Annotated in this window: 13 protein-coding genes; 5 read left to right on the forward strand and 8 right to left on the reverse strand. The window is 59.8% G+C overall.

The window, feature by feature from the left end:
* Positions 1-14: 14 nt before the first annotated feature.
* Genes Uis4E_RS02035 through Uis4E_RS02050 form a run of 4 tightly spaced genes read right to left on the reverse strand, consistent with a single transcriptional unit; the run spans position 15 to position 4816 of the window.
* Positions 15-1214, reverse strand: a complete 1200-nt coding sequence (locus Uis4E_RS02035) for a restriction endonuclease subunit S (protein ID WP_101621619.1) — start codon at positions 1212-1214, stop codon at positions 15-17.
* On the reverse strand, positions 1211-3775 hold the full coding sequence (locus Uis4E_RS02040) for a type I restriction-modification system subunit M (RefSeq protein ID WP_101621620.1): 2565 nt from the start codon (positions 3773-3775) through the stop codon (positions 1211-1213). Before Uis4E_RS02040 ends, Uis4E_RS02035 begins: the two co-directional genes overlap by 4 nt.
* Positions 3768-4610 carry a GIY-YIG nuclease family protein gene (locus tag Uis4E_RS02045; RefSeq protein WP_101621621.1) on the reverse strand — a complete coding sequence of 281 codons (843 nt, stop codon included), beginning with the start codon at positions 4608-4610 and terminating at the stop codon, positions 3768-3770. Before Uis4E_RS02045 ends, Uis4E_RS02040 begins: the two co-directional genes overlap by 8 nt.
* The gene (locus tag Uis4E_RS02050) at positions 4607-4816 is read right to left on the reverse strand and encodes a YlcI/YnfO family protein (RefSeq protein ID WP_101621622.1); all 210 of its coding nucleotides are present in this window, start codon (positions 4814-4816) and stop codon (positions 4607-4609) included. Before Uis4E_RS02050 ends, Uis4E_RS02045 begins: the two co-directional genes overlap by 4 nt.
* Positions 4817-4884: 68 nt before the next feature.
* On the opposite strand from Uis4E_RS02050, the gene Uis4E_RS02055 reads away from it, so the two are divergent.
* Entirely contained in the window at positions 4885-5427 is a 543-nt protein-coding gene (locus tag Uis4E_RS02055) for a restriction endonuclease subunit S (RefSeq protein ID WP_101621623.1), read from the forward strand.
* A 67-nt stretch (positions 5428-5494) separates the two neighbouring features.
* Positions 5495-6424, forward strand: a complete 930-nt coding sequence (locus tag Uis4E_RS02060; RefSeq protein ID WP_101621624.1) for a site-specific integrase — start codon at positions 5495-5497, stop codon at positions 6422-6424.
* 10 nt (positions 6425-6434) lie between these two features.
* On the opposite strand, the gene Uis4E_RS02065 is transcribed toward Uis4E_RS02060, so the two are convergent.
* Positions 6435-7040: a restriction endonuclease subunit S gene (locus Uis4E_RS02065; RefSeq protein ID WP_101621625.1), complete on the reverse strand. Its 606-nt coding sequence runs from the start codon at positions 7038-7040 to the stop codon at positions 6435-6437.
* Between the two features lie 127 nt (positions 7041-7167).
* On the opposite strand from Uis4E_RS02065, the gene Uis4E_RS02070 reads away from it, so the two are divergent.
* From Uis4E_RS02070 to Uis4E_RS02080, 3 genes are all read left to right on the forward strand, one after another.
* Positions 7168-7425 carry a type II toxin-antitoxin system RelB/DinJ family antitoxin gene (locus tag Uis4E_RS02070; protein WP_243394273.1) on the forward strand — a complete coding sequence of 86 codons (258 nt, stop codon included), beginning with the start codon at positions 7168-7170 and terminating at the stop codon, positions 7423-7425.
* Between the two features lies 1 nt (position 7426).
* Positions 7427-7702 carry a Txe/YoeB family addiction module toxin gene (locus tag Uis4E_RS02075; protein WP_101621626.1) on the forward strand — a complete coding sequence of 92 codons (276 nt, stop codon included), beginning with the start codon at positions 7427-7429 and terminating at the stop codon, positions 7700-7702.
* 185 nt (positions 7703-7887) lie between these two features.
* Positions 7888-9300 carry an ATP-binding protein gene (locus Uis4E_RS02080; protein ID WP_101621627.1) on the forward strand — a complete coding sequence of 471 codons (1413 nt, stop codon included), beginning with the start codon at positions 7888-7890 and terminating at the stop codon, positions 9298-9300.
* 28 nt (positions 9301-9328) lie between these two features.
* On the opposite strand, the gene Uis4E_RS02085 is transcribed toward Uis4E_RS02080, so the two are convergent.
* The 3 genes from Uis4E_RS02085 to Uis4E_RS02095 all read right to left on the reverse strand — a co-directional run bounded on the left by Uis4E_RS02085 (position 9329) and on the right by Uis4E_RS02095 (position 12949).
* Positions 9329-10171, reverse strand: a complete 843-nt coding sequence (locus tag Uis4E_RS02085; RefSeq protein ID WP_101621628.1) for an HAD family hydrolase — start codon at positions 10169-10171, stop codon at positions 9329-9331.
* 119 nt (positions 10172-10290) lie between these two features.
* Positions 10291-11673, reverse strand: a complete 1383-nt coding sequence (locus Uis4E_RS02090) for an ABC transporter permease (protein ID WP_101621629.1) — start codon at positions 11671-11673, stop codon at positions 10291-10293.
* Positions 11660-12949 carry an ABC transporter permease gene (locus Uis4E_RS02095; protein WP_101621630.1) on the reverse strand — a complete coding sequence of 430 codons (1290 nt, stop codon included), beginning with the start codon at positions 12947-12949 and terminating at the stop codon, positions 11660-11662. Before Uis4E_RS02095 ends, Uis4E_RS02090 begins: the two co-directional genes overlap by 14 nt.
* Between the last annotated feature and the right edge of the window lie 10 nt (positions 12950-12959).

Below are 12959 nucleotides of genomic sequence, written 5' to 3' on the forward strand. Positions count from 1 at the left end.
TGCCGGGCTCCTTCCTAGACGAACATCTTGTCGAGCATGGATTGCTTGATGTTCTTCAGCAATTCCAACTTACGCTGATGAAGGGTGATGAGGTCGTCAAGTCGGGAGAAGAACGCACCGATGGTCTGCTGCTCAACAAGAGTCGGAAGGCTCAGCACCAAGCTCTTTACAATGCTTCCGGATAAGTTCCCCTGTCCGCCCTGTAAGTATGTATCTACAATGTTTGCTTTCTCCTTGCGCAACCAGCTTGCGATGAATATTGAATCGTTCCCGGCATTAGGGAGAATGGCGAGGACGGCCTGATTTATTGCACCGTCCAGCCTTGCGATACCTACTTCTCCGCTAGTCGCACCATATAGCGCATAAAGTATTGTGCCTCGCCTCACAAGCCGCGTAGCGGAGCTGCCCAATCCTTGCTGAGTTAGGGAAAGCTCAGTTGAATCTGAGTTGATCTCAGCCGAACGAATGAACGGAATAGAACCTCCGTAATATGCCGAATTACTCACGTCAGGAGTGCCACCTGAAAACGAATCCGCGATGTCGCCCAACTTACGCTGTTCCCAAGGGTCAGCGAAACCAGCGAAACGAACCTCCGGAACGGACTCCCCCTCCTTCGGGAACATTTTTTCAAGCATCGATTTTTTGAGTACCACAAGTTTGTCATGCTTACGCTGATGAAGGGTGATGAGGTCGTCAAGTCGGGAGAAGAACGCACCGATGGTCTGCTGCTCAACAAGAGTCGGAAGGCTCAGCACCAAGCTCTTTACAATGCTTCCGGATAAGTTCCCCTGTCCGCCCTGTAAGTATGTATCTACAATGTTTGCTTTCTCCTTGCGCAACCAGCTTGCGATGAATATTGAATCGTTCCCGGCATTAGGGAGAATGGCGAGGACGGCCTGATTTATTGCACCGTCCAGCCTTGCGATACCTACTTCTCCGCTAGTCGCACCATATAGCGCATAAAGTATTGTGCCTCGCCTCACAAGCCGCGTAGCGGAGCTGCCCAATCCTTGCTGAGTTAGGGAAAGCTCAGTTGAATCTGAGTTGATCTCAGCCGAACGAATGAACGGAATAGAACCTCCGTAATATGCCGAATTACTCACGTCAGGAGTGCCACCTGAAAACGAATCCGCGATGTCGCCCAACTTACGCTGTTCCCAAGGGTCAGTGAAACCAGCGAAACGAACCTCCGGAACATTCCTCTGCTCGCTCATCGCGCACCTCCCAGCAGGGTTTTGAGTTCGGCGATGCCTTTCATGTCGAACTCATCGCCGACCAACCGGTCGAGCATGGACCCGAGTTCGGCCTCCGCGCTCGTGATTTCGTCGCACACGTCGGCATAGGTGGTCGCATACTTCTCACCGAGCGCGACAATACGGTTCACCAGATCGTCGAGAATTCCGTATGGCAGCTGCTCCAACTTGCTCTGCAACGGCTCCACCCACTTGTCTTCCAGCAAGTCGCGTGCCTGTTCGTCGCTCAATCCTTCGATGGTCGCCTTGGTCTTCTCCTCCAACGCGAGCCGTCGTTCCTTGAGGTTTTTCTTGACCTTCCGCTCCTCGTCGAAGAGCTTGCCCGCGGCCACGAGCACACGGTCAAGCTCGGTTTCGGGATGCTTGCCGATCGCCTTCACCGCCTTCTTCAGTTCGGCGGTGACGAAACCGTCACCCTCTTCGTTGATCGCGTCGGAATCCTTGTCGTCCTCATCAAGGTTCTCCAGGAGACCGTCCAATTCCTGTCCGATCTCGGCCAGACGACGTTCCTGCGCATCGATGGCTTTGAGATCGTCGGCAAGCAGATGCCGCTGCACGAGGTCGAACGGCAGGATACGGCCGGTCCAGCCATCCTGCACTTCGACGTCCTTGCCGCCCTTCTTCTTGACGACCATGTCGGGGTCCACGGCACGGACCGCATCGAACCCCTCGTTCTGCAGGGTCTCCAGGTCGATGGAGACCGTCTGCCATCCATCATCGAGCGCCTGGTACGCCTCGTACACGTCCACAAGAGGGATATCGGCGAGACGACGCATGAGATCGTCGGCGAGCGTCTCCTCCTCGGCGGCGATGATGACGTCCGTGCTCCGGTCGATGAGCGAACCACGCAGGAAACCGCGGTAGTCGGCGAACGCATCGCAATACCGGTCGATATACGCCTTCACCTGCGCGTCATCATGGACCGCCGGGGCCACCTCGGCCACTGCAATACGCGCGGCATGACCGTCAGTCGTATCGAACAGACGATCGCGCAGCCGCGGGAACACATCCCAGTACTGTTGCAGCGCGTCGATGTCGCGAACGGGGATGCCGCCGAACATGGTGGCGTAGATATCCCAGCTTTCCGCCGGTTCGGAGGAGTCCACATATCGCGGGATGTTGAGGTTGTAGTCGTTGTCGCGAATCTCCTTGATGCCCACCAGACGGCTGAACTTGTCGATGGTGCGGTTGCCGGCGACCGCGTCCACGATGCGTTTGATGTCGCTCGCGCGCAGCCTGTTGTTCTTGCCGTCCTTGGTGAAATGCTTCGAGGCGTCCACGATGAGCACACCGTCATCATTGCGATGCTTGCGCAGCACCATCACGATGGTGGGGATGCCGGTGCCGAAGAAGATGTTCGCCGGCAGACCGATGATGGCCTGGATATGGTGGTGCTCCACGAGGTTGCGGCGAATCTCGCCTTCCTCGCCTCCACGGAACAGCACGCCGTGCGGCAGGACGATGGCCATCATGCCGTCATCACGCAGATGGTACAGGTCGTGCAGCAGGAACGCGTAGTCGGCCTTGGACTTGGGCGCGATGCCGTACTCGAATCGGATGTCCTCACCGGCCTCCGGAGGCTCCCAGTTCTGCGAGTATGGCGGGTTCGAGACCACCGCGTCCACGAACAGCGGATCATAGGTCTCGTCCTTGGTCTCGTCGGTATCGAACCACGGCCAATCATCCTTAAGGGTATCGCCGTTGCGGGCCACGATGTTGTCCGGCAGGATGCCGCGCATGACAAGGTTCATGCGCGTGAGGTTGTACGTGTTCTCCTTGAGCTCCTGCGCATAGTATTTGATGTCATTCGGATTGCCGTTGCGGCGAGCCACGGCCTGACCGATATGGATGAGCAGGGACCCCGAGCCGGACGTGGGATCGTAGATGGTGATCTCCTTGCGCCCCTTCAAGTGCCCGGCGATGATCTCGCTCATCAGCTGGGAGACCTCGCTCGGCGTGTAGAACTCGCCGGCCTTCTTGCCCGCGTTCGAAGCAAACTTGTCGATGAGGTATTCGTAGATGTAGCCGAGTACGTCGTAGCCTTGACGGGCATCCATCGGAATGTCCTTGATGAGGTAGATCAGGTCGCGGGCCGCCTTGCTGCGGCTTTTCTCGTCCGTGCCGAGCTTGGAGAGGCCTGTCTGCAACGTGTCGAAGATGCCGGCGAACACGCGTTTGCGTGCCGGATCGATGTTGCGGTCGAACGCGGAGAGCGCGTCGCGCACGTCGGAGATATGGAAGTCGGAACCCTTGTCGATCCACGTGGAGAACAGATCGTCGTAGGCGATGAAGTATCCGCACATGCCACGCACGTACTTCACGGTTTCGACATTGTCCTCGACCAGTTCGGGAAGATCATCATCCGTCCAATCCTCGGCGCGCAGGCGGGCGACTTCGGTTTCGGACAGGAACTTGTAGAAGATGAAGCCGAGGATGTAGTCCTTGTACTCGTTGGCTTCGATCTTCGAACGCATCCGGTTCGCGGACTCCCAGATCTTGGCGGCCAGCTGCTGCTTATTCATTCCCTTGCTCCTTGCTTCTGTACACGTAATCGAGGGTCTGTCCGTGATCGTTCACCCATTCGGTCCAGCCGTTCTGGCTGCCGCCGAGTACGAACACCGCCGCGGCGGATGGACTGGCGAACTCGACATCATCGGCAAGCTTCTCTCTGCCTGTGCGATCTCCGAATAGACGCGCACGGGCTTCGATGGCACCCTGGTTCTTGATGACGCGACGGCCAAGCTCTACTTCGGAACCGGCGAGGACGAGGAAACGACCCGTATCCTTGTCGTACCGACCGGATGCGCGTACGCCGTTCTTTCTGGTATGGAACAACGTGCTCGTCATAATCTGCGCCGTTTCCTTGCGGTCGAGATCGTAGCCAAGTACTTTCATGCGAAACAGGATGCCGGCATGCAGATTCTCCACGCGCTGTTCCTTGTACGGGCTGAGTCTTGGATTGGGCGTCTCCAGATTATCCGTCTCATACGAGCCCTGAGAGCGCACATAGGCAATGGCCTTGGCTTCCAATGAATCAAGCACATCCCTATCGAGGTTCCAGTCCTCGTCAAGGAACATGACGGCCTTATTCCAGAAATCCTTCTTGGATTTATGACCGTCCAGTCTCAACAGCCCTTGTATGGTCTGCCCTGCGTACACCCGACTGAGTACACCATGGTCTTCATCGAGGAGATAATACACACCGCGTGCGGGAAGCTGAGGCAGTTTCCTAGCATCGGCTAGTTTATCGTGCGGCACAACAACGGTGACCAAGGATTCGCCTTCCACCCGACAGATACGGATGCCGTCTGATTCCATGTCGATAAGCTGCATGGTCATAGTGGTGAGGCGAATCATCGGCCAGAGTCCTTCACCAGCTCGTCAATGATGCAGGTCCTCACGAAAGCGGAGAAGCTCATGCCACGCAGTGCCGCCGCCTCCTTGGCGGAATCGCGAAGATTCGCAGGGATACGCATGGTGACGGGCACCACTCCGCCATCAACGAGATACGAGCGCACCTCGGTTTCACCGGCACCGCTCTCAATCAGGTCGGAGTACGCCATCGTTGCACCATACTTTCAAACTGCAATACAAATGAAGTCATTATACATCCGCTTGGGAACAGCGTAAGTTGGGTGACATCGCCTCTTTCACTAAGGGTAATGGGTACTCCAAGGCAGATTTACAGGAATCAGGGACACCGCTTTTCCTCTACGGGCGCATGTACACGCAATATCAAGCAAAGGTTGAAGCGGTAGACACCTTTGCTGAGGCAAAACCTGGAACACTCTTTAGCACGGGCAGTGAGGTTGTCGTCCCGGCCTCGGGTGAAAGCGCCGAAGATATAGCGAGGGCATCGGCAATTACCAACGCAGGCATAGCGTTAGGCGGTGATCTCAATGTTATATATCCGGAATCAGTGGCTATCCCGTTGTTTCTTGCCTATGGCCTGTCACATGGTTCTAATCAGAAGCTTCTTGCTCAGCGGGCCCAGGGGAAGACAGTAGTTCATATACATGCGAGCGATTTGGCAGGATTGATTGTGGATCTGCCAGTTGTTGAAGAGCAACAAGCCATTGGCGTACTCTTCTCTCAACTCGACGACCTCATCACCCTTCATCAGCGTAAGCCAACTAGATGCGACTCATTGGCGACGCCTTCGAGTCTTCTCTGATTGATTGGCTGATTATGGCATCCGGCATCAGCGTAAGCATGAATCGACCAGAAAGAGAGAACAGCAAATGACCGGAAACACCGCCAGCGACGGAACCCTGTTCTGCGATTACTACTCCCAGTGGGTCACTGTCTACAAAGAGGGCGCAATCCGCGAAGTGACGATGAAGAAATACAAGCTCACACAGGCTTGGCTCGGCAAGCTCATTCCGGACCTTCGGCTCGTGGACATGGATCGCGTGAACTACCAGAAACTTATCAACGGATACGCGGAGCACCATGAACGGCAGACGACCATGGATTTCCACCATCAGTTGAAGGGCGCCATTCTCGATGCCGTCGATGAGGGACTGATTCCACGCGATCCCACACGAAAGGCAATCATCAAAGGGCGTCAGCCCAGAGAGAAGAAGACGAAATACCTGAATCAGTTCGAATTGCATGCGATGCTCGCCGATCTTGAGCTGGGAACCGTACCGAGTTGGGATTGGCTGATACTGCTCATCGCGAAGACGGGACTCCGTTTCTCCGAAGCTTTGGGGCTCACTCCCGCCGATTTCGATTTCGTCCATCAGACCTTATCGGTCAGCAAGACGTGGGACTACAAGAACGGCGGCGGTTTCGTGCCGACGAAGAACGCTTCCTCCGTTCGTAAGGTGCAACTTGATTGGCAGCTCATCATGCAACTGTCCGCTCTATTGAAAGACCTTCCCGAAGATAAGCCAATCTTCGTAAACGGCAAGGTATATAACTCGACTGCGAACAATGTTCTGGCGAGGCACTGTGAACATGCGGAAGTGCCGGTGATTTCCGTACATGGTCTGCGGCATACGCATGCATCACTGCTGCTTTTCGCCGGCGTCTCCATCGCCAGCGTGTCCAAGCGTCTTGGGCATGCGAGTATGAACACCACGCAGGACACATACCTGCATGTCATTCGCGAACTGGAGAACAAGGACGTCGACATCGTGATGCGCGCCCTCTCCACCCTTATCTAACCGACAACAATCACAACCGCTTACGCTGATGAAGGGTGATGAGATCGTCAAGGCGGGAGAAGAACCGGCCAATGGCTTCCTGCTCGGGTAAAGACGGAATTGGAACAGGACATTGCGCATATTCGACAGCATTTACACCAGGCTGTCCGGAACGTTGTGAAGTGATGGCGACATAACGCTTATACGACTCACAAAGTGTTGATTGGAAAACGAACTGTGGATTGGCGGTCCCGTTCATCTTCATGCGAATCAGAAAGCCCGCAAAATAAGTAACGCCATCAGTCGCTTGGTATATATAGGTTTTCCCTACACTAGCGCCGGTCCTCGCGAACACAATGTCGCCTTCGTCAAGCCGATAATCGTCACATCGAGCAAGATCGGCATCAGGCGAGGTCAGATCATTTTTGGAGAACTGACGTGTGCCGTCATCAATATCCGTGATACGGAGATACGCGTTTCTGCCGTCATAAGGGACAGCGGAAGCATTTAGTCCATAACTGAACGACTGCGCGCACTCGCCCAACTTACGCTGTTCCCAAGCGGACGGACTGTCCTTGTACAGCACAGCAGGATGAAAGCGCTGAAATAGCAGCGACCACGGAACTTCATAAACCATTTATGAAGTTCCGCCCCTAACTTCATAAATGGTTTATGAAGTTCCCGGACCGTGTTGCACGGCAGATTGCATGACGAGACTAACCAAGATATCATTTGTATAGATTTCCGATATACAAATGGAGGCTATGATGGCATCGTCCATGGTGAACGTCCGGCTTGACGAAAGCACGAAGAAGGGCATGGCCGAGGTCTGCGGAGAACTCGGCATCAGCATGAGCGCCGCATTCAACATCTTCGCCAAGACGGTCGTACGCGAACGCCGCATCCCGTTCGAAGTGACCGCGGACCCGTTCTATTCGGCCGAGAACATGTCTCGCGTCCGCAGAGCGGCCGCGAAACTCGACGCGGGTCAAGGCACCGTCCACGAACTGATCGAGGAATGACGTGCTGCTTATCTGGACGGACGAAGCATGGGATGACTACCTCTACTGGCAGTCGCAGGACAAGAAGACGCTCAAACGCATCAACAAGATCATCAAAGACATACAACGCAACGGCGCGGCGAACGGCATCGGCATGCCCGAACCGTTACGCGGAAACCTTTCCGGCTACTGGTCTCGTCGCATAGACGACAAGAACCACATCGTGTACCGCGTCACCAGCGGCGAATCGGACAATCTTGAAATCGCCGTCTGCCGCACCCATTACGGCAACCACTGATAACAACGACCGACTCAGATCAGCCCTCCGTTTCCGCAAACACCAGCCGAAAACCAACCAATCACCCCTGCAAGCGACCGCGCACGACACGGCTCGCTTGCCAGAAAGCACAGCTGTTTATAGAATCATAATTTAGTAAATTACGATTCTATAAATCACATTTCGTCCGCGGGAAGGTCGTCATCATGTTCGTGGGAAGGACCAGGGAACTCGCCACGCTGGAAAGGCGATGGAACTCGTCGCGATTCGAGTGCGTCATCGTATACGGCCGGCGACGCGTGGGCAAGACCACGCTCATCAACCGGTTCCTCGACGGGCGCCCGTCGATCTTCTTTCCGGCCATCGAATCCAACGCGGCCCGGAATCTTGAGAACCTCAGCCGCAGCATCGCCCTGTACCGCGCCGCCGCCGGCGACGACGGTCTCGCCGACACGGCTGACGCCGCACCGGTCTATCAGGATTTCGCTTCGGCGCTGGAAGCGGTGTTCTCGCTCGCCCGACGCAAACGCCTCGCACTCGTCATCGACGAATACCCCTATCTGGCGAAGGCCGACCGGTCCATCAGCTCCGTCCTGCAACACGCCATCGACCGGCACAAGGACGATAGCCGGCTCATGATCATCCTCTGCGGCTCGTCGATGTCGTTCATGGAACGACAAGTGCTCGGATATTCCAGCCCGCTGTACGGGCGCCGCACCGCGCAGATCAAGGTGGATCCGTTCGGCTACGCCGACACGCGAACGTTCCTGCCCCGATACGGCGCCGAGGATGCGGCCATCGCATACGGTCTGACGGGCGGAATCCCGCAATATCTCAGACAAATCGACGACGCCGAAAGCATCACGGACAACATCCGTTGGAACATCATCGACCCGGACTGCTACCTGTTCGAGGAACCCGGCAACCTGCTCAAGCAGGAGCTGCGCTCGCCGTCCGAATACAACGCCGTCATCCAAGCCATCGCCTCAGGCGCCTCCCGAGCGAACGCCATCGCCACGGCATGCCACATGGAGACCGCGTCATGCGCCACGTATCTACGCAATCTCATCGACTTGGGCATCCTCTACAAGGAGACCCCGTTCGGCGAACACGCACCGCGCAAGACGATCTACCGCATCAAGGACTCGTTCTTCCGTTTCTGGTACCGCTACATACCGGCGAACCTGCCGCTGATCCAGTCAGGCAACGTGGACATCGCAGCCGAACGCATCACACGATCGATCAACGACTTCATGGGACCCGTGTTCGAGGACATCTGCACGCAATGGCTGTGGGCGCACGACACGACCGGGGAGCTGCCGTTCCTCATACTCGACTCCGGACGCTGGTGGGGAGCCGATCCCAGGACCCGCAGCCAGGAGGAGATCGACATCGTCGCCACCGGGGAGGATCCGAAGACCATGCTGTTCTGCGAATGCAAGTGGCGTAGCGTCCCGACCGGGCTGCGACAGCTCGAAACGCTGCGCAGCCGGGCCGAACTCCTGCATCCCGCGCATGGATACTATATGCTCTTCTCCAAAAACGGCTTCGACGAACATGTCACGGACCGTGCGGCGCAGGCGGACGATGTGTCGCTGGTGGATTTCAAGGACATGTAAGGCAGCGACCTCCCCGTTCCACGACCTCTCAGACCAGCCCCAGCTCCCTGAACGCGTTGGCGATGCCGTCGTCGTGGATGTCGGTGGTCTGGATGTCGCACCATCGTTCGATGCCGTGGATGGCGTTGCCCATGGCGACGGACGTGCCGGCGGCCTTGAGCATCGCCGTATCGTTGTCGGAGTCGCCCACGGCGATCGTGTCGGCGACGTCGATGCCGAGACGCGCCGCGACCTCGCGCACCGCGGTGCCCTTGTCGACGCCGTTGATGAGCAGTTCGCCGTTGTTCGGCGAGATTTTGTCGTACGAGCCGTGCACGAGCGTGAACCACGGCGAGAGGTCGCGTTTCGTCTCCTCGAACGTCACGTCCGGGTCTGGGGCGGTGAAATACGAGCCTTTGGACACGTGGATCGTGGCCCCGAGCGTGGAGCCTTCCGGCACGTCCACCTCGTCGATCCGATGCCAGAAGCGCGCGAACTCACCGCGGTCGAACGCCTTGCCCTTCGACTTCAGGTGCCGCGCGTAGCCTTCCGAGATGTACATGCCGTCCGCGCCCTGCCACTGGTACGCCTCGATGCCGTGCGCCTTGAAGTACGCGTCGGCCGCGTCCACCGCCTCGGGAGCGACGAACCGCTGGAACAGGACGCGATCGCCCATGTTCGCCTGCGCGCCGGCCACGGAGACCACGCCGTCGAATCCCAGATCGAGGATGCTCTTCTCGATCTTCGGCAGGGAGCGTCCGGTGCAGATGAACAGCAGATGCCCGTTCTCCTGCGCCTTGCGGCACGCCTCCTTCGCGGATTCGGGCACCACGTGCCTCTCGTCCGCCAACGTGCCGTCGATGTCGAGGAACACCAGTCTCTTCGCGCCCATGCCGTCTCTCCTTGTCCGTGAGTCGTCATAATCCGCCACCATCATACGTTGCGTGCACGGCGGCGCCGGACCGGTTCCGTGCCCGGCCCGGCGCCACGCTCCCCCGTCACGCTCCCCCGTCACGCCTCGGCGAGCTGCGTCGTCGCGGCGGCGACCGGCGCGGGACGGGAACGGCGGACGCGGCCGACGGCGAGTCCCAGCGCGACGAACGCGACGGCGAACAGCGCGACGATGCCGGTGCCCGTCGCCCAGCCGGCCGCGTCGACGCCGCCGGCGGACGCCGTGCCGATGCCGAGCGCATCGTCGATCGCCGTGCAATACCACCAGCCGGGCAGCATCCGCCCGACGGCGAGCATCGACTCGGGAAGCATGTCCACCGGCAGGGAGAGTCCCGAGGTGAACAGGAGCAGCAGGCCGAACACGTTGGCGAAGCCGTTGGCCATCGTGTCGCCCACGCCGGCCTCACCGAGCAGGAAGCCACAGGCGACGGTCATCAGCGCGTACACGCAGGCCGACAGGACCGTCATCGCCACGCCGGCCGGCGCGAGCGACGTGGGGTCGAGTCCGGCGGCGAGCATCAATGCGACCGCGGCGAGCAGGTAGGCGGCGACCACGACGAGCGCGAACCCGCACAGCGTGGCCATGCGCTGCATGCCCATCGTCGAGGAGCGTTGCGGCGAGGCGAACAGCCGGCGCCGCGTCTCCCCCGCGTTGAACACGCCGGATACGAGCGCCGTGCACACGGTCATCGCGAGGAACAGCGGGTAGAGTGCCGACTTGACCGTGGAGCCGAAGCCGGACGCCGTCCGCTCCGCCGCGGACGCGGCGTCGGCGTCGGCGGCCGCCTTCGCGTCGGTATGGTCGACGGCGATCGCATGGTTCGCGCTCTTGTCGCGGGCGAGCGCGCGCACGCGCGTCGTCGCGGCGGCGAGATCGTCGACATCGGGGCGCGTGACGGCGGCGTCCGTACCGGACGCGCCAGACGCGCCGGACGCGCCGACGGCGTCACCCGTGCCGCCCGCGGTCGCGCCGATCAGTTCGGTGCGCGTGAGCGAGAGGAATCCGCCGGTGGCCATCGACGCCATCGAGCCGACGCCGGACGTGTAGCTGGTGACGGTCTCGACGGCCGGAACCTTCCCGGATTCCGTGGCGGAGTCGAGCAGCTTGTCCGCGTAGCCGTCGGGGATGATGACGATGAGGTCCACCCAGTTCGACGCGACCGCCTGCTGCAGGGCTTGCGGATCGTCGGCGAGGTCGACCACGTCGTCGTCCGCGGCGAGGTATGTGCGCAGCGAGGAGGCGACGCCGCCGCGGTCGGAGTCCCGGTCGATGACGGCGACGGTGGCGCGGCCGGGCTCGTACACGTCGGCCGTGTCGTTCTTCCCGCCCAGCAGGGCGGAACCGCTGATGGCGAGCATCATCACGCCGATCAGCACCAGGTAGATGATGATGTACAGCTTGTGCGCGGCGAGCACGCGCAGCGTGGCCTTACAGGTGTTCATAGCGTTGCTCCTTGAGCATGGCGACGCCGGCGGCGAGGAACACGGCGCTCATCGCGATGAGCACGCCGCAGGTCGTGGCGAACGGACGGTAGTCGTCGTAGTAGAGGATGTCGTAGAACAGGTTCGTCACCTGCTGGGCGGGGTTGACGAGCGCGAGGACGGGCGCGTGGCGGGTGATCCAGTCGCTCAGGTCCATCGCGAACTGGCCGTACAGGCCGGAGAACAGGGAAAGCGTGCAGGGGATCGCGCTCGTCAGGCCGACCTTCACGCTGTGTTTGAGACCGGGGATCGCGCCGATCATCGTGCCGAACGCGCATGCCATGAACGAGGCGACCGCGACGGCGGCCACGGCGGCCGGTTCGCGTCCGCCCAACGGCACGTCGCACACGTAGCGGATGTAGGCGAGCGCGATGGTGAGGCTCACGTCGGAGCACAGCCAGCTGGCGAGGAATCCGGCCATGAGCTGCCGGCCGCGGCCGAGCGGCGCGACCGTGCGGCGGATGCCCAATGCGGACAGGTTCGCCTGCGCGCTGGTGACCGCGGCGATCGCATACCCCATGGCCATGAGGCAGGCCATGCCGAGCAGCGCGTAGAAATACCGTGCCGTCACGTTCGGCGTGGAGTTCGTGAGGCTGGTCTCGCGCGTCGTATCCGCGATGTTGCCGATGGACGACCAGAACGCGCGGGACTGCATCGCCTCGGGGTGTCGTTGGAGCAGGTCGCGGGTCGCCGCATCGGTTCGGTTGTACAGGTCGATCACGCTGGACAGCGCGGCCACGGTGACGGCGCCGTTCGAGTCGGTGGCCGACGTGCCGTTCATCGCCTCCGCGGCCCGTGACGACAGGGTCAGTCGGATGCGCCCGTCGCCGTCGACACGCAGATAGCCTTTCGCGGTGCCGTCGGCGAGCCTGTCGCGCGCGTCGTCGACCGTGGCGACCGTCGTGGCGTCGAGCAGTTTGGTGACGGTCACGGTCGTGTCGGTGGTGTCGGCTGTGTCGTCGGTTCCGGCGGTGTCACCGGTCGTACCGGTGCCGCTCTTGCCGGTACCGCTTTTGCCGGACAGTCCGTCGATGAACGTCTTCGCGCCGGGCGATTCCGTCCAGTTCGCGTCCTCGACGACCGCCACGGGCATGGCCTTGAGCTCGTAGCCTTCCGCCAGGTTGCCGAGCAGGCCGTTGAACAGGGTGGCGAGCGCGATCGGGAACACGATGAGCCAGAACAGCGACTGCCTGTCGCGCAGGTTCGTCTTCAGGGTCATGACGAATGTGGACCACATGGGTGCCTCC

This window comes from Bifidobacterium parmae (genome assembly GCF_002860365.1).
GTDB classification, from domain to species: Bacteria; Actinomycetota; Actinomycetes; order Actinomycetales; family Bifidobacteriaceae; genus Bifidobacterium; species Bifidobacterium parmae.

What these genes read in the sequence shown, in the direction of transcription:
- Uis4E_RS02035 (WP_101621619.1), bottom strand. Translation starts at nt 1,214, where the DNA reads ATGAGCGAGCAGAGGAATGTTCCGGAGGTTCGTTTCGCTGGTTTCACT.
- Uis4E_RS02040 (WP_101621620.1), bottom strand. Translation starts at nt 3,775, where the DNA reads ATGAATAAGCAGCAGCTGGCCGCCAAGATCTGGGAGTCCGCGAACCGG.
- Uis4E_RS02045 (WP_101621621.1), bottom strand. Translation starts at nt 4,610, where the DNA reads ATGATTCGCCTCACCACTATGACCATGCAGCTTATCGACATGGAATCA.
- Uis4E_RS02050 (WP_101621622.1), bottom strand. Translation starts at nt 4,816, where the DNA reads ATGGCGTACTCCGACCTGATTGAGAGCGGTGCCGGTGAAACCGAGGTG.
- Uis4E_RS02060 (WP_101621624.1), top strand. Translation starts at nt 5,495, where the DNA reads ATGACCGGAAACACCGCCAGCGACGGAACCCTGTTCTGCGATTACTAC.
- Uis4E_RS02065 (WP_101621625.1), bottom strand. Translation starts at nt 7,040, where the DNA reads ATGGTTTATGAAGTTCCGTGGTCGCTGCTATTTCAGCGCTTTCATCCT.
- Uis4E_RS02070 (WP_243394273.1), top strand. Translation starts at nt 7,168, where the DNA reads ATGATGGCATCGTCCATGGTGAACGTCCGGCTTGACGAAAGCACGAAG.
- Uis4E_RS02080 (WP_101621627.1), top strand. Translation starts at nt 7,888, where the DNA reads ATGTTCGTGGGAAGGACCAGGGAACTCGCCACGCTGGAAAGGCGATGG.
- Uis4E_RS02085 (WP_101621628.1), bottom strand. Translation starts at nt 10,171, where the DNA reads ATGGGCGCGAAGAGACTGGTGTTCCTCGACATCGACGGCACGTTGGCG.
- Uis4E_RS02090 (WP_101621629.1), bottom strand. Translation starts at nt 11,673, where the DNA reads ATGAACACCTGTAAGGCCACGCTGCGCGTGCTCGCCGCGCACAAGCTG.
- Uis4E_RS02095 (WP_101621630.1), bottom strand. Translation starts at nt 12,949, where the DNA reads ATGTGGTCCACATTCGTCATGACCCTGAAGACGAACCTGCGCGACAGG.